21 protein-coding genes and 1 tRNA gene are annotated in these 25665 nt (G+C 62.6%); 12 read left to right on the top strand and 10 right to left on the bottom strand.

What is annotated here, in order from left to right; translation table 11 throughout:
- Window positions 1-74 precede the first annotated feature (74 nt).
- The 8 genes from MU848_RS05520 (at window position 75) to MU848_RS05485 (ending at window position 8884) form a co-directional block, all read left to right on the top strand.
- The gene (locus tag MU848_RS05520; RefSeq protein ID WP_247230736.1) at window positions 75-2543 is read left to right on the top strand and encodes a TonB-dependent receptor; all 2469 of its coding nucleotides are present in this window, start codon (window positions 75-77) and stop codon (window positions 2541-2543) included.
- A 150-nt stretch (window positions 2544-2693) separates the two neighbouring features.
- On the top strand, window positions 2694-3566 hold the full coding sequence (panB, locus tag MU848_RS05515; protein ID WP_247230734.1) for a 3-methyl-2-oxobutanoate hydroxymethyltransferase: 873 nt from the start codon (window positions 2694-2696) through the stop codon (window positions 3564-3566).
- A 74-nt stretch (window positions 3567-3640) separates the two neighbouring features.
- Window positions 3641-4339, top strand: coding sequence for a tetratricopeptide repeat protein (locus MU848_RS05510; protein WP_247230732.1), 699 nt, complete (start codon window positions 3641-3643; stop codon window positions 4337-4339).
- Between the two features lie 10 nt (window positions 4340-4349).
- The gene (locus MU848_RS05505; protein WP_380800325.1) at window positions 4350-5699 is read left to right on the top strand and encodes a PQQ-like beta-propeller repeat protein; all 1350 of its coding nucleotides are present in this window, start codon (window positions 4350-4352) and stop codon (window positions 5697-5699) included.
- A 33-nt stretch (window positions 5700-5732) separates the two neighbouring features.
- Complete coding sequence (der, locus tag MU848_RS05500) at window positions 5733-7115, top strand: ribosome biogenesis GTPase Der (RefSeq protein ID WP_247230730.1); 1383 nt, start codon at window positions 5733-5735, stop codon at window positions 7113-7115.
- Window positions 7102-7317, top strand: a complete 216-nt coding sequence (locus tag MU848_RS05495; protein WP_097092022.1) for a sulfurtransferase TusA family protein — start codon at window positions 7102-7104, stop codon at window positions 7315-7317. Before der ends, MU848_RS05495 begins: the two co-directional genes overlap by 14 nt.
- Before the next feature lie 82 nt (window positions 7318-7399).
- On the top strand, window positions 7400-7840 hold the full coding sequence (locus MU848_RS05490; RefSeq protein WP_201514655.1) for an Hpt domain-containing protein: 441 nt from the start codon (window positions 7400-7402) through the stop codon (window positions 7838-7840).
- 54 nt (window positions 7841-7894) lie between these two features.
- The gene (locus MU848_RS05485; RefSeq protein ID WP_247230728.1) at window positions 7895-8884 is read left to right on the top strand and encodes an LLM class flavin-dependent oxidoreductase; all 990 of its coding nucleotides are present in this window, start codon (window positions 7895-7897) and stop codon (window positions 8882-8884) included.
- On the opposite strand, the gene MU848_RS05480 is transcribed toward MU848_RS05485, so the two are convergent.
- Window positions 8877-9956, bottom strand: a complete 1080-nt coding sequence (locus MU848_RS05480; RefSeq protein ID WP_247230727.1) for an acyltransferase family protein — start codon at window positions 9954-9956, stop codon at window positions 8877-8879. The genes MU848_RS05485 and MU848_RS05480 overlap by 8 nt on opposite strands.
- Window positions 9957-10195: 239 nt before the next feature.
- Between MU848_RS05480 and MU848_RS05475 the strand changes: the two genes are divergently transcribed.
- Window positions 10196-11848, top strand: a complete 1653-nt coding sequence (locus MU848_RS05475; protein ID WP_380800320.1) for an ATP-binding protein — start codon at window positions 10196-10198, stop codon at window positions 11846-11848.
- Window positions 11849-11851: 3 nt separating this feature from the next.
- Here MU848_RS05475 and MU848_RS05470 read toward each other — a convergent pair whose 3' ends face one another.
- From MU848_RS05470 to MU848_RS05450, 5 genes are all read right to left on the bottom strand, one after another.
- Window positions 11852-13303: an MATE family efflux transporter gene (locus MU848_RS05470; RefSeq protein WP_247230725.1), complete on the bottom strand. Its 1452-nt coding sequence runs from the start codon at window positions 13301-13303 to the stop codon at window positions 11852-11854.
- Between the two features lie 39 nt (window positions 13304-13342).
- On the bottom strand, window positions 13343-16042 hold the full coding sequence (locus MU848_RS05465; protein ID WP_247230723.1) for a valine--tRNA ligase: 2700 nt from the start codon (window positions 16040-16042) through the stop codon (window positions 13343-13345).
- A gap of 108 nt (window positions 16043-16150) precedes the next feature.
- The gene (locus tag MU848_RS05460) at window positions 16151-16627 is read right to left on the bottom strand and encodes a DUF2497 domain-containing protein (protein WP_247230721.1); all 477 of its coding nucleotides are present in this window, start codon (window positions 16625-16627) and stop codon (window positions 16151-16153) included.
- A 17-nt stretch (window positions 16628-16644) separates the two neighbouring features.
- Window positions 16645-18114 carry a TolC family outer membrane protein gene (locus tag MU848_RS05455; protein ID WP_201514660.1) on the bottom strand — a complete coding sequence of 490 codons (1470 nt, stop codon included), beginning with the start codon at window positions 18112-18114 and terminating at the stop codon, window positions 16645-16647.
- 16 nt (window positions 18115-18130) lie between these two features.
- A complete protein-coding gene (locus tag MU848_RS05450; RefSeq protein WP_247230719.1) occupies window positions 18131-18763 on the bottom strand; it encodes a protein-L-isoaspartate O-methyltransferase family protein in 633 nt (210 codons plus the stop codon).
- Between the two features lie 189 nt (window positions 18764-18952).
- Between MU848_RS05450 and MU848_RS05445 the strand changes: the two genes are divergently transcribed.
- A tRNA-Cys gene (locus MU848_RS05445) sits at window positions 18953-19026 on the top strand.
- A 17-nt stretch (window positions 19027-19043) separates the two neighbouring features.
- Here the strand turns inward: MU848_RS05445 and MU848_RS05440 are convergent.
- Window positions 19044-19835, bottom strand: a complete 792-nt coding sequence (locus MU848_RS05440) for a sulfite exporter TauE/SafE family protein (protein ID WP_247230718.1) — start codon at window positions 19833-19835, stop codon at window positions 19044-19046.
- 164 nt (window positions 19836-19999) lie between these two features.
- On the opposite strand from MU848_RS05440, the gene MU848_RS05435 reads away from it, so the two are divergent.
- Window positions 20000-20674, top strand: coding sequence for a glutathione S-transferase family protein (locus MU848_RS05435; RefSeq protein ID WP_247230716.1), 675 nt, complete (start codon window positions 20000-20002; stop codon window positions 20672-20674).
- Window positions 20675-20757: 83 nt separating this feature from the next.
- On the opposite strand, the gene ndk is transcribed toward MU848_RS05435, so the two are convergent.
- The 3 genes from ndk to MU848_RS05420 all read right to left on the bottom strand — a co-directional run bounded on the left by ndk (window position 20758) and on the right by MU848_RS05420 (window position 23154).
- The gene (gene ndk / locus MU848_RS05430) at window positions 20758-21180 is read right to left on the bottom strand and encodes a nucleoside-diphosphate kinase (RefSeq protein WP_037461517.1); all 423 of its coding nucleotides are present in this window, start codon (window positions 21178-21180) and stop codon (window positions 20758-20760) included.
- 91 nt (window positions 21181-21271) lie between these two features.
- Window positions 21272-21709, bottom strand: a complete 438-nt coding sequence (locus tag MU848_RS05425) for a DNA polymerase III subunit chi (RefSeq protein ID WP_247230714.1) — start codon at window positions 21707-21709, stop codon at window positions 21272-21274.
- The gene (locus MU848_RS05420) at window positions 21709-23154 is read right to left on the bottom strand and encodes a leucyl aminopeptidase (RefSeq protein ID WP_247230712.1); all 1446 of its coding nucleotides are present in this window, start codon (window positions 23152-23154) and stop codon (window positions 21709-21711) included. The genes MU848_RS05425 and MU848_RS05420 overlap by 1 nt, the downstream gene beginning before the upstream one ends.
- Before the next feature lie 226 nt (window positions 23155-23380).
- Between MU848_RS05420 and MU848_RS05415 the strand changes: the two genes are divergently transcribed.
- A complete protein-coding gene (locus MU848_RS05415; RefSeq protein WP_247230710.1) occupies window positions 23381-25615 on the top strand; it encodes an LPS-assembly protein LptD in 2235 nt (744 codons plus the stop codon).
- The last annotated feature ends 50 nt before the right edge of the window (window positions 25616-25665 follow it).

The raw sequence follows: 25665 nt of genomic DNA, 5'->3' as shown, positions 1-25665 counted from the left end.
AGACCATCGGCGTTGACCGGCCCACCGGAAATGCCGCGATCAACATTCACCGGACCTCCGGAAGGGGAATTACTATGATTGCGCGTTCTCTGTTGCTCGCCGGCGTGGCGAGCGCATCCATCTTTGCGTCCAGCGTCCATGCTGAGGAAGCGCCTGCACCCGCCGCCGATCAGGCTGCACAGGTCGATCAGGCAGCCAATCCGCGCGGCGACGTGATCATCGTTACCGCCCGCCGCCGTGCTGAAACGGCGCAGGAAGTGCCGCTGGCAATCTCCGTCATTCGCGGCGACAGCATCGAAGCGACCGGCAACTTCAACGTCGTGAAGCTCCAGCAGCTTGCGCCGACATTGCAGGTCTACACCACCAATCCCCGCAACACCTCGGTCAATATCCGTGGCCTTGGCGTGCCGTTCGGCCTCACCAGCGACGGGTTCGAACAGGGCGTCGGCATCTATGTCGATGACGTTTACAATTCGCGCGTCGCTGCCGCCACCTTCGACTTCCTGGACGTGAACCAGGTCGAAGTGCTGCGCGGCCCCCAGGGCACGCTCTACGGCAAGAACACGACGGCGGGAGCGATCAACATCACGACCAACCAGCCGACCTTCGACTTCGAAGGCCGCGCGGAACTGAGTGTCGGCAACCTGAACTATCGCCAGGCAAAGGCCGCGATCTCCGGCCCGCTGTCCGACACCGTCGCCGCGCGCCTTGCCGTGGCCGCGACCAGCCGCCGTGGCACGCTCTACAACGTCACGTCGCAGCGCTGGATCAATGAACAGGACAATCTCGGCATTCGCGGCCAGTTGCTGTTCCGGCCCAATGACGATCTCGATATCACGCTGTCAGGTGACTACAGCAGGCAGGACCCGGAATGCTGCGGCACCACCTTCGTCCGCGTAGGCCGCACGCAGCGGCCGCTCAACCGTCAATATGACGCGCTTGCGGCAGCGCAGGGCTATGTCGTGCCAAGCCGCAATCCCTATGACCGGTTGACTGATCTCGATAGCAACCTGAACGCGGGCAACAAGATCGGGGGCGTGTCGGCGCGCATCAAATGGGACATCGGCCCAGGCACGCTGACATCCGTCACCGCTTGGCGCTTCTGGGACTGGAAACCGGAAAATGATCGCGATTTCACTGGTCTGTCGATCGTGTCGCGCTCGCAAAATCCTTCGCAGCAGGATCAGTATAGCCAGGAATTCCGCTATAATTACGAAAGCCAGAAGATCGACTTCGTGGTCGGCCTGTTCGGCTTCAAGCAGCGGATCGACACCCAGGGCACCGAACAGCAGGGCGTCAACGCTGCCCAATGGAGCCTTGCGCCCTCGACCAATCCGCTGAACCCCGCCAACATCCCCGCGACACTCGCAGGCCTGACCGCCAGCAATACCCAGTATCTGAAGGCTGAGAGCGCCGCCCTGTTCGGTCAGCTCAGCTGGAAAGTCACCGATGCGCTGACGCTGCAGCCTGGCCTTCGCCTCAACTATGACAAGAAGTCCGGCTTCTATCAGCGTGTCGTGACCAACGCACAGGGCCAGGCGATCAGCTGCACGCCCACTCCTGCGCCCGGCACGATCGCGGGCACGTCGCAGCAATGCGGCGTCTACCAGCCGCAGGTCAGCGCGCCGTCCGACAGCGCGTGGAACTTCACCTATGACTTCAACGTCAACTATAAGGTCGCGCGCGACATTCTGGCCTATGCGACCTACGCCAAGAGCTTCAAGACGCTCGGCATCAACCAGAACGGCTTGCCACTCAACATCGACAATACGGTCAATTACGATGCCGCGACGGTGAAGCCGGAATCTGTCCATCATTTCGAAGTCGGCCTGAAGACTCAGCTTTGGGATCGCCGCGCGACCTTCAATATTTCGGCCTTCCGCACCACCATCAAGGACTTCCAGGCGACGGTGAACGGCGGCCAGTTCGGCACTGTGCGTGGCTATCTTGCCAACGCTGAAAAGGTCCGGTCGCAGGGCATCGAAGCGGACTTCAAGGTGGTCGCAAGCGACCGCTTCACCGCTTATGCGAACGCGGCCTATACCGACGCCAAGTACAAGAAGTTCACCAACGCGCCCTGCCCGCCTGAACTGTCCGGAGGCCCCTCGCAGCCTTCCGGCGTCCCGGCCGACTATTCCCAGCCGGGCGTTCCGGGCGCTCCCAGCCCCCGCCAGTGCGACATATCCGGCCAGGACCTGCCCGGCGTGTCCAAATGGGCCTTCTCCTACGGCGCGGAATATAACATCCCGGTCACGCTGCTGGCGAAGGAAGGCCAGGTCTATCTGGGCGTCGACGGCAACTATCGCTCGCACTGGAACTCCAACGCGTCGCCGTCGCGCTATACGGAAGTGAAGGGCTATGCCCTCACCAACTTCCGCGCCGGTTTCCGTGGCGAAGGTTTCGACATCTTCGGCTGGGTCCGCAACGCCTTCGACGTGAACTACATCGAAAATCTCCAGGTTGCGCCCGGCAACACCGGCCTGATCGCGGGCCAGGTCGGCGACCCGCGCACTTGGGGCGGAACACTCAAATTCTCGTTCTGATATCGTAACGAATTCACCCCCTGCGGGAGCGGCACAGGCCTGCCGCTCCCGTTCTTTTTTATTTCGCTATTTCCTTATTGAATTCCAATCCGGGCAAACCGGACCGCCGCCCGATTTGCGCCCCCGGCCCCGCTGGAGTAGAGCGGCCTCATGTCCACCACCTTCACGCTCGACACCTCCACCAGCCGCGCCAATCCGACGCCCGCGCCGATGAAGCGCCTGACCGTTCCAGCCATTCAGCGCCGGAAAGTGGAGGGCAAGACGGACGAGCCGCTGGTCATGCTGACCGCCTACACCGCCCGGCAGGCGCAGCTGCTCGATCCCCATTGCGACATGCTGCTGGTCGGCGACTCACTCGGCCAGGTGATTTACGGCCTGCCCTCCACCCTTCCCGTCACCCTCGACATGATGATCGCCCATGGCGCCGCCGTGGTCCGGGGCAGCTATCACAGCCTCGTCCTCGTCGACATGCCCTTCGGCAGCTACGAAGCCTCCCCCGCCCAGGCCTTCGCCAGCGCCAGCCGCGTCATGGCCGAAACCGGCTGTGCAGCCGTCAAGCTGGAAGGGGGGCAGGCCATGGCCGACACCATCGCCTTCCTCACCCAGCGCGGCATCCCCGTCATGGCGCATGTCGGCCTCACGCCTCAGGCCGTCAACGCGCTCGGCGGCTATGGCGCGCGCGGCAAGAGCCAGGAAGAACATGCCAAGATCATGGACGACGCCCGCGCCGTCGCGAGCGCCGGAGCATTCGCGGTAGTGCTCGAAGGCGTCCTAGAGGACCTGGCTGTCGCCATCACCGACAGCCTAGACATACCCGTCATCGGCATCGGCGCATCGGCGCATTGCGATGGTCAGGTGCTGGTTGCCGAGGATATGCTCGGCATGTTCGAACGCGTGCCCCGCTTCGTGAAACGATACGAAAACATTGCCGAAACCATCAGCAATGCAGCCGAACGCTATGCCGCCGAAGTGCGCGATCGCAGCTTCCCCACGGCAGATCAGGTGTACCGGCCCAAAAAGTGATTTGCGCTAAGCGCCGCCGCCGCTATTGATCGCGCCTTCCGCCAGCTTTTTCTGACGCATATCTGGAGACCCAAGTGGCCCTGACGCCGCAAAACAGCGAAGCCTTCATGCGCGAAGTCGATGAGGCCGTTCGCCAGGACCAGCTGTTGACCTTCTGGCAGCGTTTCGGCCGCTGGATTCTGGCGGCTGTCGTGATCGGCCTCCTGGCCTTTGCGGCCTGGCTCTACTGGCAGCACCACAGCACTACCCAGTCCCAGGCCGTGTCGGAGGAAATGGACAAGGTGCTCGCGGCCGCCGCAGGTGGTGGAACGCCTGATGCCAAGCAGCTCGACGCGCTGACCAATGCTAGCCAACCCGGCTTCCGCGCATCGGCCCTGCTGGTGAAAGCTGGCGTTGCCGCGCGCAAGGGCGACGACAAGGGTGCAATCGCCGCCTACAAGGCGATGGCAGCGGACAGCTCGCTCGATCAGCCCTATCGTGACCTGGCGCTCATCCGCCAGACCGTATTAGAATTCGAAGCGCTTCAGCCGCAACACATTGTCGATCGGCTCAAGCCGCTGGCCGTGGAGGGCGCTCCCTGGTTCGGCAGCGCCGGTGAACTGGTCGCGATCGCCTATATGAAGATGCGAAAGCCCGAACTCGCCGGACCGATGTTCGCCGCGATGGCGAAGGATCCGACGGTGCCGCAGTCGATCCGTTCACGTGCGCGACAGATGGCGGGCTTATTGGGGATAGACGCGGTCGAAACGCCAGCCGCACCGGGACAGGGATGAAGATAAGCGCATGGGGATGCACAGCATGACGAAATTCGCAGTCACCCGCCGGGCCGTGACCGCTGCCGCGATGGTCGCGCTGTTGGCGGGCTGTGGCATAGTGGGTGGCAAGAAGGGCGGCCCCAAGACCCCCGTGGTCGGCAACCGCCTGTCGATCCTGACCAATGAGCAAGGGGTGGAGGTCGATCCGACGCTGGCCGATGTGCCCGTCACGCTCCCGGACGCCTATGCCAATGATCAATGGTCCCAGCCGGGCGGCGGCCCTTCCAAGGCGATGGGCCATCTTGCTCTGAGCGCGTCCCCGGCTACCGCCTGGACCAGCTCGATAGAAGGAAGCACGCCGCGCGCGCGCCTCGCCTCCTCGCCCGTCATCGCCAACGGCAAGCTCTACGTCATCGACGCGGGCGCGCGTGTCATCGCGTTCGATGCCGCAAGTGGCGCCAAACTCTGGCAGACCGCCCTTCCCGCCGAAGGTAGCGGCCGGGCCCTGTTCGGTGGCGGCGTCAGCATCGTCGATGACAAGATTTACGCAAGCACGGGCGTCGGCGACGTGGCCGCACTTAATGCGGCGAACGGCTCCATCTTGTGGAAGAAACGTCCTGGCGGCCCGCTGCGGGGGGCGCCCACGCTCGCCAATGGCCATGTCTATGTCATGGGCCAGGACAACCAGATCTTCGCACTGAACCAGAGCGATGGCGAAGTGCAGTGGACCGACAGCGGCACATTGCAGGTCACGGGCGTGTTCGGCGTTGCGGCGCCCGCCGCCGCGCAGGGGACGGTGATCGCAGGCTATAGCTCGGGCGAACTCACTGCCTATCGCTATGAAAATGGCCGCACCCTCTGGGGCGACGCCCTGTCGCGCACCAGCATTTCGACCGCCGTTGCGTCGCTCACCGACATCGACGCCAATCCTGTTGTCGACCGCGGCCGCGTGTTTGCCATCGGACAGGGCGGCCGCATGGCCTCCTACGAACTGGTGAGCGGCCAGCGCCTTTGGGAAATCAACATCGCCGGCATCTCGACGCCCTGGGTGGCGGGCGAATGGGTGTTCGTCGTGACCAGCGACGCCAAGCTGCTCTGCGTCGCCCGCGCCACCGGCAAGATTCGCTGGATCAGCCAGCTTCGCCGGTGGGAAAAGGAAAAGAAGAAGGCGAACGCCATCCGCTGGACCGGGCCGGTACTCGCGGGAGGACGCCTGATCCTTGTATCCACGCATGGCGATCTCAACTATGTCGATCCGGCGACCGGAGCGATCCAGTCTGAGGTGGACATGGACAGGTCCATGTCGCTTTCCCCCGTTGTCGCGAACAACATGCTCTATATTCTTGCTGACGACGGCAAGCTGACGGCGCTGCGCTAAGGCGGCGCCATAGAAAGGAAACGGGCCCTCATCATGCTGCCCACAGTTGCCATTGTCGGGCGGCCCAATGTGGGCAAGTCCACCCTTTTCAACCGGCTCGTCGGCAAGAAGCTGGCGCTGGTCGATGACCAGCCCGGCGTCACGCGCGACCGGCGTGAAGGGCAGGCAAATCTGCTCGGTGTCGATTTCACCATCATCGACACGGCAGGCTATGAGGATGAAGATCCCCAGACCCTGCCCGGCCGCATGCGCATGCAGACGCAGGCTGCCGTTGAAAGCGCCGACGTCGCGCTGTTCCTCATGGATGCACGCGCAGGCGTGACCCCGCTCGATGAGGAAATCGCTCGCTGGCTGCGCGAAGGTGACGCGCCTGTCGTGCTGGTCGCCAACAAGGCGGAAGGCAGAACGGGTGCCGACGGCGTCATGGAAGCCTTCAGCCTGGGCCTTGGCGAGCCTGTCCCGCTGTCGGCCGAACATGGCCAGGGCATGGCCGACCTCTTCCAGGCGCTCCTCCCCTATATCGACCGCGAGGAAGAGGAAGATGAAGAGGAGGCCGAACCGAGCGAGGCAGACCTTGAGGCCGCCCCCCTCAAGCTCGCCATCGTGGGCCGCCCCAACGCGGGCAAATCGACCCTCATCAACCGCTTGCTAGGTGAAAATCGTCTGCTGACCGGTCCTGAAGCAGGCATCACCCGAGACAGCATCGCGGTCGACTGGGCCTGGACCGATCCTCGCGATGAGGATGCCGACCCGCGCCCTGTCCGCCTGATTGACACCGCAGGTATGCGCAAGCGCGCCAAGGTGCAGGACAAGCTTGAAAAGCTCGCTGTTTCGGACGGTCTGAACGCTGTGAACTTCGCCGAAGTCGTCGTGCTTCTGCTCGATTCCACGCGGGGGCTTGAGGCGCAGGACCTGCGCATCGCTGACAAAGTGCTCGAGGAAGGCCGCGCCCTCGTCGTCGCGCTCAATAAGTGGGACACGGTGGAAAATGGCTCGGCCCTCTATCAGGGCATCAAGCAGGCGCTTTCTGACGGACTCGCGCAAATTCGCGGCGTTCCTATCATGACAGTCTCCGGCGCGACCGGAAAAGGCCTGGATGATCTCATCCGCGTCGCCTTCGAAACGCGCACGGCCTGGTCGCAACGTGTGTCCACCGGCATTCTCAACCGCTGGTTCGAACGCGCGCTGGAAGCCAATCCTCCTCCTGCCCCTGGCGGCAAGCGGATCAAGCTGCGCTACATCACGCAGAACAAGACCCGTCCTCCTACGTTCGTGCTGTTCGGCACGCGTCTGGACGAACTGCCGGAAAGCTACCGGCGCTATCTCGTCAACGGCATCCGGAAGGAGCTGGGCTTCGGCGCCGTTCCGGTGCGCCTGACGTTGCGTAGCGCGCGCAATCCTTATGCCAACAAATGATCCGGTGCATGTGAATGCCAGGGGAATGAAATGCCCCTGGCCTGCCCTGCGTGCCGCCCGGGCCATGCGGTCGGCCGATCTGGTGACGGTAGAAGCGGACGATCCCAACGCCGCCCGCGAACTGGAGGCGCTGACCCGGCAGCATGGCTGGGGCTTTGCCGAAACCGCTCCGGACCGGTTCCAATTGTCGCGCAATTCCTGAAGCTTGCCCGGTTCTGACGCTACGGCTTAACCTGCTGTTTACGCACCCCTTCTATCGTGAAGGTGAAACAGGGAGTGACACCGTGTCATATCAAGAGGCAGAACTGGTCAACCAGCCCGATCTGGCCAAGTCCAGAGCGGAACTGGGCAGCGCATTTGTCCGTATCCTGAGCTACTTTCGCGAAGACGGCGAAAAAGCCATCAGCGCCATCGAGCAGGCCATACGCGAACGCAACGCCATCGCTCTTGTCACTCCGGCTCACACGCTGAAGGGCGAATCAGCCCAGTTCGGCGCCCATCGGCTGAGCGGCATGGCCGAACGGATCGAAATGGTCGCGCGGCGCTGCGTCGAGAGCCACGAAGGACCTGACGAATTGATCGAAGTCGTCGTCGCCCTGCGGCCTTGCTTTACCGAAACCATGTCGATCCTCGATCGCGACTCCAATCCGCTCGTAGCCCGTCGCCCCGCCACCTTCGGCCGTCGCGCCGATAGCCCATCGGCAGGTTTTGGCCGCATGGCCTGACCGGCTGCATATCGCGTATTGAAATAAAACTGATCAGCGCCCCATATGCAGGCGATGATCCGTTTTTCCGTTCTGGACCTTGTCCCCGTCATTGAAGGAAGCAGCGTTGGCGAGGCTCTCTCCAACGCAGCCGCTTTTGCCGCACACGCCGAAAATCTCGGCTTTCATCGCTATTGGGTGGCCGAACATCATGGCATGCCCGGCATCGCCTCTGCTGCAACCTCGGTTGTGCTGGCCTATATCGGACAGGCGACATCCACGATCCGCATAGGCTCCGGCGGTATCATGCTGCCCAACCATGCGCCTTTGCTGATAGCCGAGCAGTTCGGCACGCTTGCGGCCCTTTTCCCCGGCCGCGTCGATCTTGGACTGGGCCGCGCGCCGGGGTCCGACCAGCGGGTGGCTCAAGCCATGCGGCGCACACTTACCGGCGGTCCGGATGAGTTCCCCCGCGACGTGATGGAATTGCAGGCCTATTTCGCGGGCGACGCACGGCTTGGTTTTCAAGCGACGCCGGGCGCCGGCGAAAATGTGCCGCTCTGGATCCTGGGCTCCAGCCTGTATGGCGCTCAACTCGCTGCCGCGCTGGGCCTGCCCTACGCCTTCGCTTCTCATTTCGCTCCTGGGGCACTTGATGAAGCGATCGCTGTTTACCGGCGGGACTTCAGGCCCTCGGCCCAACTCGACCGTCCCTATGTGATGGCAGGCTATAATGTCTTCGCAGCCGACAGCATGGAAGAGGCGCGGCTGCTCGCCACGTCCATGCAGCAGGCGTTCGTGCGTCTGCGCACGGGCCAGCCTGGCAAGCTGCAACCGCCTGTGCCCGGCTATTTTGAAAGCCTGCCGCCCGGTGCGCAGGCCATGTTGTCGGACGTCCTCAGCGCCACGACGATCGGAACGCAGGACAAGGTGGAGCAGGATCTCGCCGCCTTCATCGATCGTACCGGCGTGGACGAGTTGATCCTTGGCGGCCAAATCCATGATTTTGAAGCACGCAAACGCAGCCTGGAGATCGCCATGGCCGCCGCCAAGGCAATCAACTGAGTGCTGGCGCCCCTTGCAACCGCCCGCCGCTCAACAGCTTGGCAAGACCCGGCCAGGCCCGGCTGAGCAGCGATCCCAGCAACAGCACGGCCACCAGCACCAATAGCGGCTGGATCAACAGGTAAGCCGGATAGAATGGCGATCCAAGCTTTCCGAACAATGCGCCCAGCACGGGGCCACCTAGCCAGATCAGGATGAGATGTGAGCAGAAGATGAGGAAGGCGAACGGCTCGATCCTCAACAATATGCCACGTACGGGACTCGCAGCCAGCGCCCAGGACAGCCGCCAGAAGCAGGTAGCGGCCGCAACACGCACCGCCAGGTCGAGCATCGCAACGCCGATGGCGGCTCCCTGCACGGGTTTCAGGGAGAAATGAAGCTGCACCGTCATGAGGAGGAGAAATGGCGTCGCCGCCGCGATCCAACCTAGTGCAGCAACCCGTTCGGCAAGGCCCGCACGACGCGCGATCATACCGATGACGAAGAAGAACAGGATTGCCGGGCGCATCAGGATCGGCGGCCCCCAGCCCGCAATCTGAGCAACCGCAGCCAACATCGCCACGCCCATCAGCAAGCGGCTAGGAAGGCGGATCAGCAGCGGCGCGAAAACCATGCACAGGAACAGGTCCCGCAGGAAAGGCATCTGCACATTGATGTCGGGATTGCGGCTGACGATGAACAGTTCCTGGAACAGCCAGTCGAACGAAACCGGCACGGGAGCCGACAGCCCGAGAGACCAAGCCGCGCCGGACACCAGCAGGATGCCCAGGCCATTCCACAAGATCATCGGTAGCAGGATCGTTCGGGACTTTTGCAGGACATGGCGAAACCAGTTCTGCGTTCGGGATGATCCGCCGACCAACCAGCCCGAAATGACGCCCAGCAACGGCACGGCGCTGCGGCCAAATATCTCCATCAGCAGCCACCGGAGATTTTCCTGTGGCGTACCCCGGGCAATCTCCAGATCATGCCCGTTCAGGCCGGTCCAGGCATGAACATAGACCACACCCAAGATGCAAATCACGCGCGCTATGGCAATCGCATCGGATCGACGCCCCGCGTCGGCCGTCATCAATTGGGTCAAAGGCAAATCCTGAACATACGGCAGTTGCGAACCCGATACGCATAGCCAACGATTCGGACCAGAGCGGAAGGCATCCGCTCACGGCAGAAGGTGGCGATAGCGGGGCCGAAGGGTAGCAAAGACCGCTCATCAAGCCTTTCGGATAAGCCATTTCTTTACCTCTCCATGGCTAAAACGGCGCACCAAATTCCGGCCGCTTGCGCCGGGCACAGATTTCAGGGGGGCGTATGAGCCACATGCCAGGAGCTGCCGAATTCACGCATGGCCATACGCAGCCTACGTCTGCTGCTGCTATCGGAGCGGTGTTCCAGATCGCCGGTTCCAGTTCCAAGGTGCTGATCGACGCAGCTTCCATGGCAGCGCTGGCGCATGACCATGATCCTTGCACGGCGATGGCGGGGCAGGTCGGCAGTCAGGTCAAGATGCGCGTAGGCAATGCATGGTTGATCGCCAGCGTACGCTCGATGACGCTCGACCGGCAGGACAATGGTCTCATCATCGCCGATATCGACTTCCTTGGAGAAGGGGATGAGGACGATGTCACCGGGCAGATCCACCATTTCCGCCGTGGCGTAACCCGCTATCCGGCGCCAGGCACGGAAATATTCGCCGTGTCGAGCGCCGACATGCAGCAGATCTACGCCGCTGATGACCGGCCACATGTGCAGATCGGCACGGTCTATCCCACCACCGACACGCGCGCCGCGCTGTATGTAGACTCCATGCTGGGCAAGCATTTCGCGCTGCTGGGATCGACCGGCACCGGCAAATCGACAAGCGCCGCCCTCATCCTCCACAGGATTTGCGACCTGTCGCCCGAAGGCCATATCGTGATGGTCGATCCGCACGGCGAATATGGCGCAGCCTTTGCCCAGAATGGCGCGGTCTTCGACGTTGGCAATCTTGCGCTGCCCTATTGGCTGATGAACTTCGAGGAGCATTGCGAGGTGTTCGTCACCTCCGAGGGGTCTGACCGCACGGTCGATTGCGACATCCTGGCCAAATGCCTGCTCGCCGCGCGGCAGAAGAACCGGTTGGCGGAAAGCCTTGGCCGCTTGACGGTAGACTCGCCCATTCCCTATCTTCTGTCCGATCTCACCAACATTCTGCAGAACGAGATGGGGAAGCTCGACAAGGGCACGGGCGCCCTCCCCTATATGCGGCTCAAAACCAAGATCGACGAGATCAAGGCAGACCCGCGATACAGCTTCATGTTCTCCGGAATGCTCGTCGCGGACACGATGCAGGAATTTCTGGCGAAGATCTTTCGTCTGCCATCCGGCGGAAAACCCATCTCGATCATCGACGTATCCGCCATGCCTTCCGACATCACATCCGTGGTCGTGTCGGTGCTGTCGCGGCTGGTGTTCGACTATGCGATCTGGGCGCGTGACGAGGCCCAACGGCCGATCCTTCTCGTCTGTGAAGAGGCGCACCGCTATATCCCCAGCACGACAACGGGTACCGGCCAAGCCGTCCGCCGCATCCTGGAACGCATTGCGAAGGAGGGCCGTAAATATGGCGTGTCGCTAGGCCTCATCACACAGCGTCCTTCCGACCTTGCCGAAGGCGTGCTGTCGCAATGCGGCACGATCATCTCCATGCGCCTCAACAATGATCGAGATCAGGCCTTTGTAAGGGCCGCAATGCCCGAAGGCGCGCGCGGCTTCCTTGATTCCATCCCGGCCTTGCGCAATCGGGAAGCAATCATATGCGGCGAAGGCGTCGCCGTGCCGATCCGCGTTGCGCTCGACAATCTGGAAGAAGAACGGCGCCCTGCGTCGGGCGACCCGAGCTTCACAAGCCTGTGGCGCCAGTCTGGCGGGGAAGCCGACATCCTCGACCGCACCATCACCCGCTGGCGCAGCCAAGGCCGCTGATCGTCAACCGGCAGGTGCGAACCGGCCTGCGGGCTCACTCTCGGCATTGACGCTTTCCCGGCATTCTTCCTCATGCACCGGGACGAGCAGCTTCGCCTTGCGCCAGCCGCCAAGGAGATAAGTGATCCCGGCGATCAGGAAAGACGATCCTGAACTTACCGGGAAGCTCAACCATAATGCGTTGGCGCCCAAATAGGGGTAGGCAAAGTAATAGAAGCCAAGCCTGACACCAAAAAGCGTGATGACGAGAATGATCAGCGGCCTCACGACCACGCCATTGGCCCGCATGACGCCGAACAGGATCATGGTGGCTCCAAACAGGAGAAAGCTCCAAGTCGCCAGCAGCTGCATGTTCCAGGCGGCATCGATGGCCGCCCTATTGTCGCCGAGGAAGAGCGACAGCAAGGGTGCATGGAACAGCAGGATGATGCCGATCATCGCGCCTGTAATCAGCAGCAGATAGCCAAGGCCATAAGCCGTGATCCGGCCAATCCTGTCCCAGCGGTTAGCACCGATGTTCTGAGCCGCCATTGCGCTGACCGCTGCGCCCATCGCCATCGCTGGCATCTGCAAATAGGTCCATATCTGCTGCGCCGCGCCATAGGCGGCCGTCACGATAAAACCTTCGCGATTGACGAGGCCGATGATCATCAGGCCGACCGCCGACATGACGATCATCTGCAAACCCATGGGCAGTCCCTTGCCCAGCAGGATGCGCAACTGGTCCGGAGCGGGCACCAGATAACCAAGCTCCCGTCCCCGCAGCCGGAGCGGCAAATCCTTGACATAGACATAGACGACCAGGCCCAGAAGGCTGACGATCCCCGCCACCGCGGTCGCCGCAGCCGATCCGCCGATCCCCATCGCCGGAATTGGTCCCAATCCCAGAATGAACAGCGGATTGAGCACCAGATCGATGATCACGCTCACGAACATGAAGATGAGAGGCGTGCGCGCGTCGCCAGCCCCCCTTAACCCCATCATCATCATGACGCTGATCAGCGTTGCCGGCATGGCGATGAAAATCACGCGCAGATAGACCAGCGCCATGTCGAACGCTTCTACCGGCGTTCCCAACAAGCGCAGCATCGCGGGCGAGAAAGCCCACCCAGCCGCAGCCACGACAATGCCCAATATGGTGCAGAAACCAGTAGCCGAGCCGAACGACCGGCGTGCGGCATCCATGTCACCGCGCCCCGCCGCTTGCGCAATCACCACCGTGGACGCCATGCCGAAGCCAAACACGATGGAAAACATCAGGAACATCGTGATGTTTGCATTGGCCGTGGCGGCAAGAGCCTGCGCACCCAGAAACCGGCCAACCCAGATGGCGTTGATCGATCCGTTCAGCGACTGGAGCACATTGGACGCCAGGGTAGGTATGGCGAACAACAGCAAAGACGACGCGATAGGTCCGTTTACCAGGTCTCTCGCTTCGCGCTTTCCTGCCGCCATTCTCCGCCCCTCCCATGATGTCGCCACATCAGTAACAGATCAGGCGAGGCGATCCAGCGCAGCTGCCAGCCTTTCCGCCTCTGCGGCTTTTTCCGCATGATCCTCCCGCGCTTTCGCCACGGCTTCGGGCTTCGCCTTTTCCACGAAGCTCGGATTGGCAAGACGCCCCGACAGCGAATCCCGTTCCTTTTCTGCTGCGGCCAATGCCTTGGCGAGGCGTGACTTTTCCGCTGCGATGTCGATCACGCCTTCCAGCGGCAGGATGAATGTCGCTTCGTCCACGACGATCTGCGCCGCGCCGCCGGTGACGGCATTGCCGAAGGAAAGGCTTTCGACGCGCCCCAGCCGGACCAGCGCAGCGCCCTGCCTGTCGATGCGGCGGCGCGTCTCATCCGATGCATCGTGAACGACCACAGCCAGCTTGGCGCCCGGTGGTACGTTCAATTCGGTGCGCGCGGTGCGCATCGCGCTGATCAGGCGGATGAGCCAGTCGATCTCCGCCTGCGCCTCGCTATCGACGGCGTAGAGCGCCTGCGGCCAACTGGCGACGATCAGTTCGGTCTCGCGCGTGCCTGTTAGGTTCCACAGCTCTTCCGTGATGAAAGGCATGAAGGGATGCAGCATGACCAGGATCTGGTCGAATGCCCAGCCTGCGACCGCCTTCGTCTCCGAATCCATCGATCCCTTGGTGAGTTCGATATACCAGTCGCAAAACTGGTCCCATACGAAGTGATAGATGGCGTTCGCCGCCGCATCGAAGCGCAGCTCATTCATCGCGGTATCGATCGCTTGGACCGTCGCCACGGTTTCGGCGATGATCCACCGATTGACAGGCGCTTGCGGCTGGGGCGCCTCATGCGAGGCCGATGCGGTGACGCCATTGGACTGAAGGAAGCGCGCTGCGTTCCACAGCTTCGTCGCGAAGTTGCGATAGCCCTCGACCCGCTTCTCATCCATCTTCACGTCACGGCCCTGGCTTTCCATGGCTGCCATGAAGAAGCGAAGCGCGTCCGCGCCGAACTTGTCGATCAAGCCGAGCGGATCGACGACATTGCCCTTGGACTTGGACATTTTCTGCCCGTCCGCCGCGCGCACCAGTCCGTGAAGGTAGAGCTTGCGCCACGGCACATCGCCCATGAACTCCATTCCCTGCATTGCCATGCGCGCATCCCAGAAGAACAGGATGTCAAACCCGGAAATGAGCAGGTCGTTTGGATAATGGCGGGCCAGCGTCTCGCTCTGCTCAGGCCAGCCCAGCGTGCCGAACGGCCAAAGCGCCGAGGAGAACCATGTATCCAGCACGTCGGGATCGCGGGTCAGCGCCTTGTTGCCGGCGAGGGCCTGCGCCTCCTCCTCGCTCTCGGCGACATAGGGATTGCCATCCTCATCATACCATGCCGGAATCTGATGCCCCCACCAAAGCTGGCGCGAGACGCACCAGGGCTGGATATTCTCCATCCAGTTGAAGAAGGTTTTTTCCCAGGTCTTGGGCACGATCTCGATCCGCCCGTCGCGCACCGCCTGCATGGGCGCCTGCGCCAGCTTTTCGGCATCGACATACCATTGGTCGGTCAGCCAAGGTTCGATCACTACGCCCGACCGGTCGCCGAACGGCGTCTGGATGGTGCGCGGCTCAGCGTCGGAAAGGATTTCCTCGCCCTCCTTGTTTTTCGAAACATGCGGAACCAGCAGGCCCAGCGCCTTCATTTCAGCGACGACCAATTCGCGCGCGCCATCCACCCCATCGCGGCGGAAACGATGCAGGCCAAGGAACCGCTCCGGGATCAGGCCATCCGCCGTCTGCACGACATTGGCGTCGGCGTCGAACATGTTCAGCATCTCGGCCGCGCGGAAGCCAGCCCGCTTGCCCACATCAAAGTCGTTGAAATCATGCCCCGGCGTAATCTTGACCGCGCCTGATCCCAGTTCAGGATCGGCGTGCTCGTCACCCACGATCTTGAAGCGGCGTCCGGTGATCGGTTGGAGGATATCCTTGCCGATCACGTCCTTGTAGCGCGGGTCCTCGGGATGCACCGCGACCGCCATATCCGCCAGCATCGTCTCAGGCCGCGTCGTCGCGACGACGATATGATCCGCGCCATCGGCGAGCTTCACGCCGTCGGCCAGTGGATAGCGGAAATGCCAGAAGCCGCCCTTCACTTCCTGCGTCTCGACCTCAAGGTCGGAGATTGCCGAACGAAAGCGCGGGTCCCAGTTTACCAACCGCTTGTCGCGGTACAGCAGCCCGCGCTTGTGCAGTTCCACGAACACCTTGACGACAGCCTTCGAAAAGCCCTCATCCATGGTGAAACGCTCATTGGCCCAGTCCATCGAGCAGCCCAAGCGTCGAAGCTGGCGGGTGATCGCCCCGCCACTCTCGGCCTTCCACTCCCAAACCTTTTCGATGAACTGCTCGCGCGTGTAATTGGTGCGCTTGTCTTGCCGCGCCTCCATCTGCCGCTCGACCACCATCTGGGTTGCGATGCCCGCATGATCGGTGCCCACGACCCACAGTGCATCCTTGCCGCGCAGCCTCTCGTAGCGGATGACGATGTCCTGCAACGTATTGTCGAGCGCGTGGCCGATATGCAGACTGCCCGTCACGTTCGGCGGCGGGTTGACGATGGTGAAGGGCTCGGCGGTAGGCCGCTCGGGGCGGAACAGCCCCTTCTGCTCCCAATGGGCGTACCAACGGGATTCGATTTCAGCGGGGTCGAAGGTCTTGGGCAGTTCGGTCATGGGATGGCGCCTTAATGCCCCTTCCCCGACCATTCCAGCGCTTTTACCAGATCGCCCCAGCCAGCGCCGGAGCGAACGCGGCGATGAGGAGACAGCGGTGCTTCCGGTTCAGCGGCCCGTGATCCGCGCGATTTCCTTCGCCACCATTTCCTCAACCAGCGCCGGAAGGCGGGCGTCCAGCCATTCCTTCAGCATCGGCTTCAGCATCGAACGCACTAGGCCATCCAGCGTATTGTCTTCTCCGTCCTTCGGCGTCACCAACATGGACGACAGGGTCGAGAGGGAATGGCGCGCCGCCACCTCGCTTTCAACGGACAGGATGGAATTGTCATCCCCCGCCAGTTCGACTCGCGAGGCGTCAGCAGTCTTGTGGGCAGGCATCGGCTCCTCCGCTCCAAGCTCGTCAGTCAATTCCAGCACTTCTTCGACAGCCGGGTCGGCAGTTTGGGCGGCCTGCTTGGATGACGTGTCGGACTTGCCACGGCGCGACACCGCCTGCGCGGCCTCCTCGCCTTCCTCCGCAATGATGCGCTTGATGGACGAGAGGATGTCCTCCATCGAGGGTTCCTTGCTCATGTCACCCATCAAAAGCCCCTGTTAACCTAAGGTTGCTGCGCCAACCCAGCAGGCACATTGGCATTTTGTGCAGGCGTGTCAACGGTTCTAGTCGCTTGGGAACGGGGCGCGGGGTCGAAATCCCAATCGAACCACTTACCCTTGACCCGCTCATAATTAACCATGGGGTTGTAGAGCGCGCCGGTTTCCAGGTTCAGGTCATCCGCTTCCGCATGCCCCATCGCTGCCAGCAAACTGAAGCCCGCGACATAGGCGTTTCGGCGCGCCGACACGAGCTGGACCCGGGCATTGAGCGCTTCCTGTTCGGCATTCAATATGTCCAGGATGGTCCGGCTGCCCACCGAATTTTCTGCCCGCACACCTTCCAGCGACAGGTTGGCTGCTTCCACCGCCTTCTGGTTGGACTCGATGCTCTGCACTGAAGCCTGCCAGCTTGCATAAGCGGACCGGGTCTGCGCGATGACGTTCCGCTCCACCTCGATCTCTTGCTCGATCGACTGAGATTGCAGCGCCTGGCTTTGTCGCACCTGTGCTCCGGGCCGACCGCCCTGATAAAGAGGAAGACGCAAGGTCGCGCCCGCTACTGCCTGTTTGTTGACCTGCGAGACATCAGGCTGCCCTTGGACACTGCTCAACGATCCCAGATAATGCGTGTAGCTGCCCTGCGCAAAGCCTGAGAGGGTCGGAAGCACAGCCGCCTTCGCCACCCGCACGTCATATCCGGCCGCTTCGCGTGCCTTACGCGCGGCGGCGAGATCAGGATTGTCGGCCAGCGCTACCTGCACCGCTGTCTCGGGTGCATTGGGAAGACCGGGCAGCGGCGGCGGCGGCTCCAGATTGTCCGGAACAGCACCCACCAGCGCTATGTAATTTTCGCGGCTGTTGATCAGGTTAGCTTGCGCCGTCTGCAAATCGGCCCTTGCCAATGCCAGCCGCGATTCCGATTGGGCGACGTCTGTCCGCGTAAGGTCGCCCACCTCGAACCGATCGCTCGTCGCCTGCAGATTGACGCCGAGCGCGCTTACATTGGCAAGGTTGAGCGAAACGATGGCGCTGTCGCGGATGACATTCATATAAGCACCGACGACCTGCGAAAAGATCGATGCTTCCGTTCCGCGCAGATTGGCTTGTCCAGCCTGCACGCGAACCTTGGCCGCCTTCACCCCGTTCCGAACCGCCCCACCCTGATAGATGGGCACGTTGATGGTCGCTGTGCCGGCCAGCGATCGGTCAGGCGCAAGAAAAGCCTGGGCAGGCTTGACCAGCAGTTCCTGGAATTCGGCGGTCGTGGCGAGGTCAGGCCGTCCATCCGCTTTTCGGATCGGCACATTCTCATCGGTCGCGCGCTGCTGCGCCCGCGCCCCGGTGAGCGTCGGATTATATTGGTATGCCTTCGCCAACGCGCCCTGCAGCGTCTCTGCCTGTGCACTGCCAGCATTCAGGAGCAGCAGACCCGTGGCAGCGGAGCACCGAAGAATCACCTGCTTTGCGGTCATGACGCCCCCAGGCCGGTTAAAAGACAAATCGCTCCGGCGCAGCAAAACCGGGCAGAACTACCATCTCTAGGTCCGTCAGGCTGACAAGACCCAGGACACCGGATACCACGCGGCCGCTGCACAGGCGCGTGACACCGCGCTCAACCAGACCCGTAACGACGCGCGCGCCATCGGCTAGTTGCGCGATCAGCGCAGCGGGCACTTCCTGCACCGCCCCGTCGATGAACAGGATGTCGTACGGCGCACCCTCGGGCGCTCCCGCTGCCAGCGGACCACGGACGATGGTGGCGCCCTCCGCCGCCAGTTGCGGACCATCTTCAGCCTCTACCGCTGTCACCTTCGCACCCAGGGCAGCAAGGAGTGCTGCGCTATATCCCGTCGCAGCGCCGATCAGAAGGACGCGGTCGCCCTGCTCCACCTGCGCTTCCTTCAGCAAACGGCCGGTGGCGAGCGGCGGATTGAGGGCGCGCCCGTTAGCCAGCGGAATCGAACGATCAACATAGGCCATCGCGCGGCGTTCCGAAGGCACGAAGTCTTCCCGTCGCACACGGGCCATTGCGGCAATCACGCGCTGATCATCGACATCGCTGGTGCGAAGCTGGCTTTCGACCATTGCGGCCCGCATCGATGAAAAATTCTGCTCGGTCACGATACTACCTCGATTGGCACAACTGTATTGGCATGACAATACAGCGCTGACATTATCGGGACCTCTAGATCACGGGACAAGCCACGCCAAGCGGCTTTCAGCGCGCGGAGATGATAATCTTGGTCTCGGCGGTCACCCGCCCGCTTGACTTTGGATCAAAAGCCGCACATTTGCGGCCACCCACGCCGAGGCCCGATGGCGGAGTGGTTACGCAGAGGACTGCAAATCCTTGCACGCCGGTTCGATTCCGGCTCGGGCCTCCAAAGCGCTCAGCTTTTGCTCAGGCGATGAGTCGCCAGCCCACCAGGACCAGGATGATTGCCAGCAGCGGCTGAAGCACGCGATCCGACGCGCGCGTGGCAAGCAATGACCCGATGATGATGCCGGGGATCGATCCGATCAGCAGGTTGAAGAGCAGCGTGCCATTCACATTGCCGATCCATAAATGGCCCAGCCCCGCTGCCAGGGTAAGCGGCACGGCATGGACGATGTCAGTCGCCACTAATCGCTGCAGCCGCATGCGGAGGGGATAAAGCGCGAGGAGCAACGTCGCGCCGATCGCTCCGGCACCGACCGATGTCAGTGTCACCATCGCGCCCAGCAGCGCGCCCGCGGCGACGGTCAGCGCGGGCTGCCAGCGCATGAAGCGGTCCGCCGTACCGACGCGACGGGCCAACGCCCAGCGGTGAAAACGGCCGCGCAGGAGGGTCGCTATCGCCGTCGCGATCAGCACCCCGCCCAACGCGTTTGTGACGATACCGCTCTTGATCTGCTGAACATGGGTCTGGGAAAGGATGAGCAGCGTTATGAGCGCGGCGGGAAGGCTGCCGAAACAAAGGCGCTTCACTACTTCATAATCGGGCCCGCCATCCGGTCCGCCATGACGGTGATGGATCGCGCCGCCCACCGATTTGGTTATCGCCGCAAACCAGAGGTCGGTGCCCACCGCCGTGGCAGGAGCGACGCCGAACAGCAGGATGAGGATCGGCGCCATCAGCGATCCTCCGCCGACGCCAGTCATGCCGACCATGATTCCCACGAACAGGCCCGCTACACCATGCAGCCAGTCCATAATCCCCCTACTCCCGCACTCAACTCGCCGTCGCGCCATACGACGACGCCCATGATGCAGCCAAGCCCCGCCCGTGGGATTTTCTACCAATATATAGAAAGTGAGTCAGATGCGCCGCCCGGTAGCTCTCGACTTCCCTTCCTTCGCCCGTCTAAAGAAGGGCGATGATGAAGCTATTCATAGGCAATAAGGCATATTCCAGTTGGTCCCTGCGCGGCTGGCTCGCCTGTAAGCTCAGCGGATTGCCGTTCGAGGAAGTCGTGGTTCCGCTTTACGACGAAGCTTGGGAAAAACGGCGCGAGGGCGACGAATTCGCTCCCTCCTCGGGCAAGGTCCCCATTTTGTGGGACGGCGACGACACGGTCGTCTGGGATAGCATGGCGATCATCGAATATCTGAACGAGAAAACGGGCGGAGACAAATTCTGGCCGACGGATACCGCCGCTCGCGCGATGGCCCGGTCGATGGCGGCGGAGATGCATTCCAGCTTCGCCGCGTTGCGCCGCGAGCACAGCATGAACATCCGCCAGATTTATGAGGCCGTTCAGCCTTCTGAAGCAGTCGCGCAGGATATTGCGCGCATCATGCAGCTGTGGGCGCAAGCGCGCGCCCGCTATGGCGGCACGGGCGATTTCCTCTTCGGCGAATTCAGCGCCGCGGACGTGATGTTCGCGCCGGTCGTCACGCGCTTTATCACGTACCAACTCCCGGTCGCGCGCTTCGCCGAAGCCTATATGCAGGCGGTTATCGCACATCCGTGGATGCAGGAATGGATCGGTGGCGCGCAGGCGGAGGAATGGGTGATCGACCGATTCGAAGCGCCGCCGCTCTCAAACTGACCGCCCGTCGCCAAGCTCAGTCTAAAAAGAAAAGGGCCGGCAAGCACTCGCTACCGGCCCTTTTTCATAAATGATCTGGCAGATCAGCCGACGATTTCTTCCGGCTTGAAGAAATAGGCGATCTCGATCGCGGCATTTTCCTCGCTGTCCGAACCATGGACAGAGTTCGCTTCGATCGACTCGGCATATTCCTTGCGGATCGTGCCTTCGTCGGCGTTAGCCGGATTGGTGGCGCCCATGATGTCGCGGTTGCGCTTTACGGCGTCCTCGCCTTCCAGAACCTGGACGACGACCGGGCCGGAAATCATGAAGGCGACCAGATCGGCGAAGAAAGGGCGTTCCTTGTGAACGGCATAGAAGCCCTCGGCCTGCTCGCGGCTCATGCGGATGCGCTTGGATGCGACGACGCGCAGGCCCGCTTCTTCCAGCTTCTTGGTCACGGCGCCGGTCAGGTTGCGGCGCGTGGCGTCAGGCTTGATGATCGAAAAGGTGCGGGTTACGGCCATGAGGCTCAAAAGCTCCGGATGGTTGGAATTGGCGCGCCCTTTAGACCGCGCCGCCCCGCACCGCAAGGGGGCGTCGACGAGCCCTTCCTGCCTAGGGTCCTTGCACCCATTTCCCCTGCTCCTGCCGCCAGAAGCGAGGCGTCACCCCTTCCCGCTTCGACAAAGCACGCCAGCTTTGCCGCGCGCCTTCAACAGTCAGCGAATCGAAGAAGTAGAAGGTGCGCTCGAACTCCAACGCTTCTTCACGCCATAGCCCGTCGGCAATCGCGATATGCCTTGCGCCATTGGCGGCGCTGCAATCCTGACCTAATAGAATGGGCTGAACGGCCTCCGCCCCCTCTCCTGCCCGGCCGTGGGCCAGAAAGGTTTCAGGCGGGCCGTTCCACAGGCCCGCCGAGATCCGGCCCAGCGCCGCTTCATCCTGCGCAACTACCAGCAGCCGTTCACCCAGGCCGAGCACGCGTGCCGCTATGGCAGGCAGCACCCGGTCCACCGGATCGCGGCTGAGCTGGTAGAAATCGACCTGCATCAGCCTTCGTACTTGTCCGCCACCAGCTGGTCGATCAGGCGCACGCCATAGCCGGTCGCGCCCTTGTCCCAGGTGGCACCCGGCTTGTCGGCCCAGACCATGCCCGCAATGTCCAGATGCGCCCACTTCACCCCATCATCGACGAAACGCTTGATGAATTGAGCCGCCGTGATCGAACCGGCATAGCGCGCGCCCATATTCTTCATGTCGGCGATCGGGCTGTCGATCAGCTTGTTATAGGCGTCGCCAAGCGGGAAGCGCCACAACTGGTCGCCCGCCGCCTTGCCCGCTGCGATCAGATCTTCAGCCAGCCCTTCATCATTGGCGAACAACCCCGCATATTGATCGCCAAGCGCGACGATCATCGCGCCGGTCAGCGTCGCGAGATCAATGATGACCTCAGGCGCATAGGTCTTCTGTGCCCAGGTGATGACGTCGCACAGCACCAGGCGGCCTTCCGCATCGGTGTTGATGACCTCGATCGTCTGCCCGGACATGGAGGTGACGATGTCGCCGGGCCGCTGGGCATTGCCGTCAGGCATATTTTCCACAAGGCCGCAGATGCCGACGACGCGCGCCTTCGCCTTGCGCCCCGCCAGCGCCTTCATTGCGCCCGCGACTGCGCCAGCGCCGCCCATATCCCATTTCATGTCTTCCATGCCCGCGCCGGGCTTCAATGAAATGCCGCCGGTGTCGAACGTAACGCCCTTGCCCACGAACACGACAGGCTTGCCGCCCGCGCCCTCCGTGCCATCCCACTCCATCGCGAGCAGACGCGGTTCACGCACCGACCCCTGCGCCACGCCAAGCAGCGCACCCATACCAAGCTCCGCCATAGCCGCCTTGTCGAGCACGCTGATCTTGACGCCCAGTTGCTCCAGATGGCGGCAGCGTTCGACGAAGCTTTCCGGATAGAGGATGTTGGCGGGCTCGGACACGAGTTCGCGGGCGAAGGCCACGCCGTCGGCAACCGCCGAAAGCCGCTGCCACTCCGCATCCGCGCCGTCCGCGACGATCGACAATTTCGTCAATGTCGGCTTCGCCTTTTCCGGCTGCCGTGTGCGGTAGGTGTCAATCCGCCAGCCCCGCAGCAGGGCGCCCAATGCGAAATGAGCTGCCTTTTCGCCACTTGCGCCGCCAAAGAACTCCACCGCCGCATGGCTCGCGCCGCTTGTGAGCAGGCGCGCCGTCAACGCGGCTCCTGCGCGCTCGAAGTCGGTCTCGCTTCCGCCGCCAGTGCCCACCAGAACGATACGCAGCACCTTGCCGCCTTCTTCGGCAAAACTTTCAAAGCTGCCGCCTGCCTCACCAGTGAAGCGCGCCGCCGCCGCGCCCGCCGCCAAAGTCGCTGCCGCAGAGATCGGCAACGCATCGAAGCCGCCCTTGGGAACGGCAAAGACCAGGGTGTCGGCGTCCGGACGCACCGGGGCGAATGCGATTTCCATCAAGGGTCCTTCTATGTGCTTTGTGATCGTGGGGCGCTACCAAGCGCTCCATGCCAGATAATGTCGCTTCCTCCATCTGGCAAAGCCGTTCGACCGATTTCCCGTAAAAGAAGCGTGACGAAAGATTGCGGCGCGCGCAAAGCAGTGCGATAGGCGGGCAACGAAGCGCCCCTGAAGAGGCACGATCCCCTTGCAGAATTTCTCCCATACCTCGCGTCTGAAACATATGCTGGCGGCAAGCGCGGCCACGGCCTGCCTGGCTGTGATCCCCCATGCTCTCGCGCAGGACCTGCAAACTCCGCAGGCGACCATCGGCGCGCCGGATGCCCCGGTGCCAACCAGCGACGAACAGATCGGCTTTTCCGCCGACGCGCTTGAATATGACAGCAATACGGAGATTGTGACGGCCAGCGGCAATGTGCAATTGCTGCGGCAGGGCAACCGGCTGCGCGCGGACACCGTGGTGTGGAACCGCACGACCGGCCAGGTGGAAGCGCGCGGCAATGTCTCGGCGACCGATCCCGAAGGCAACATCGCTTATGGCGATCGATTTCAGGTCACAGACACGCTGAAGGACGGAACCGTCGAGAATATGCTGCTCGTCCTCCAGTCGGGCGGCAGGCTTGCGGCGGTGCAAGGCGTTCGGGTGAACGGCGTCTACACGCTGCACAAAGCCGCTTATACCGGTTGCAGCGTGGAGGACAGCGATGGCTGTCCCAAGGAACCCACCTGGCAGATCAAGGCGGTGAAGGTCGTATATGACCCGGTCGCCGCGCGGGTGCGATATCGTAATGCCAGCGTGGAAGTATTCGGCCTGCCGCTCATCCCTCTGCCCGGCTTTTCGCACCCCGTCGGCGGCACGGGAGGCACGGGGCTGCTGGTGCCGAACCTCCGCTATGACCGGAACAATGGCATCGAAGTCGCCCTGCCCTATTATATCAAGCTGGCGCCAAACCGCGATCTGACGATCACGCCGCATATCTATTCCAAGACGCTGCCGATGCTGGAGGCGAATTTCCGCCACCGCTGGGACCGGGGCGCTTATCAGATCACCGGCTACGCGACCCACGCGCGGCGCATCGACGCCAGTAGTTCCCTTCCCACGGCGACGGGCCCTGTCGGATCCGAAAGGGACTTCCGCGGCTATCTGGATGCCAGCGGCGCCATGCAGCTGACGCCGGAATGGAGCGTAAACGGATCGCTTCGCGTGGCAAGCGACCGCACCTTCCTCCGCCGCTATGACATCAGCCGCGACGACCGGCTGCGTTCGACCCTCGGCGCACAACGCATCGGCGAGAACAGCTATTTCTCGATTGCTGGCTGGGCCGTCCAGACCTTGCGCCTTGGCGATTCTCAAGGGCAGACGCCGATCGCCCTGCCCGTCATCGACTACCGCTTGCGCCTCCTCGATCCGCTGCTTGGCGGCCGCATTCAGCTTCAGGCGAACAGCCTTGCCATTACCCGCACGCATGGCGAGGATACCCAGCGCGCCTTTGCCGCCTTCGAATGGAACCTGCGCAAGCTGACGGGCATGGGGCAGGAGGTGAATTTCACCACCTATCTGCGCGGCGACGTTTACCACAGCAGCGACAATGACCTGAACAGCATTGCGCGCTATGCCGGCGATCCAGGCTGGCAGGCACGCGGCATCGCAGCCGCTGCGATCGATGTCCGCTGGCCCTTCATGGGCGAAGCCTTTGGCGGCGTGCAGCGTATCGCTCCCCGCGTGCAGATCGTCGCCGCGCCGAAGCTGGCGAACCTGTCCGTCCCCAACGAAGATGCGCGCGCCATCGACCTGGAAGACAGCAACCTGTTCGCGCTCAACCGCTTCGCCGGATACGACCGGTTCGAAGATTCGACCCGCATCACCTATGGGCTGGAATACAGCCTTTCGCTCCCCGGCTTTTCATTGGAAAGCGTGGTCGGCCAAAGCTATCGACTCAACAATCGCGAAAGCATCCTGCCCGACGGCACCGGCCTTTCCGACCGCATGTCCGATATCGTCGGCCGCACCACCGTCCGCTTCCGCGATTTCGTCAGCCTCATCCATCGCTTTCGCCTGGATAAGGACGGGTTGGCCGTCCGCCGCAACGAAATCGATGCCACCGTGGGGAGCCGCAAGACCTACGCGATGGTCGGCTATCTCCGGCTCAACCGCAACGCCGCGCCGGGCCTTGAGGATCTTCAGGACCGTGAGGAGTTGCGCTTTGGCGGGCGCGTGCAGTTCGCGCGCTTCTGGTCCGTGTTCGGCTCCACGGTCGTCAACCTGACCGACAGAAAGGAAGATCCGCTGAGCGCGTCCGACGGCTACGAACCCGTCCGCCATCGCCTCGGCGTCGCCTATGAGGACGACTGTCTGACGCTCGGGCTGACCTGGCGGCGGGATTATCTGGCCGCTGGCGACGCGCGAAAGGGCAACAGCTTCCAACTACGGCTGGCTTTTCGGAATATCGGCATATAAGGATCAGCCTCCGCCCCTGCCGCTCAGGACCGGTTAAGGCGGACCGTCGC

Origin of the sequence: Sphingobium agri, from assembly GCF_023051225.1 — a bacterium.
Lineage (GTDB): Bacteria > Pseudomonadota > Alphaproteobacteria > Sphingomonadales > Sphingomonadaceae > Sphingobium > Sphingobium agri.
Note: the sequence above shows the minus strand (reverse complement) of the source record. Positions and strands in the feature narration are given on the sequence as shown.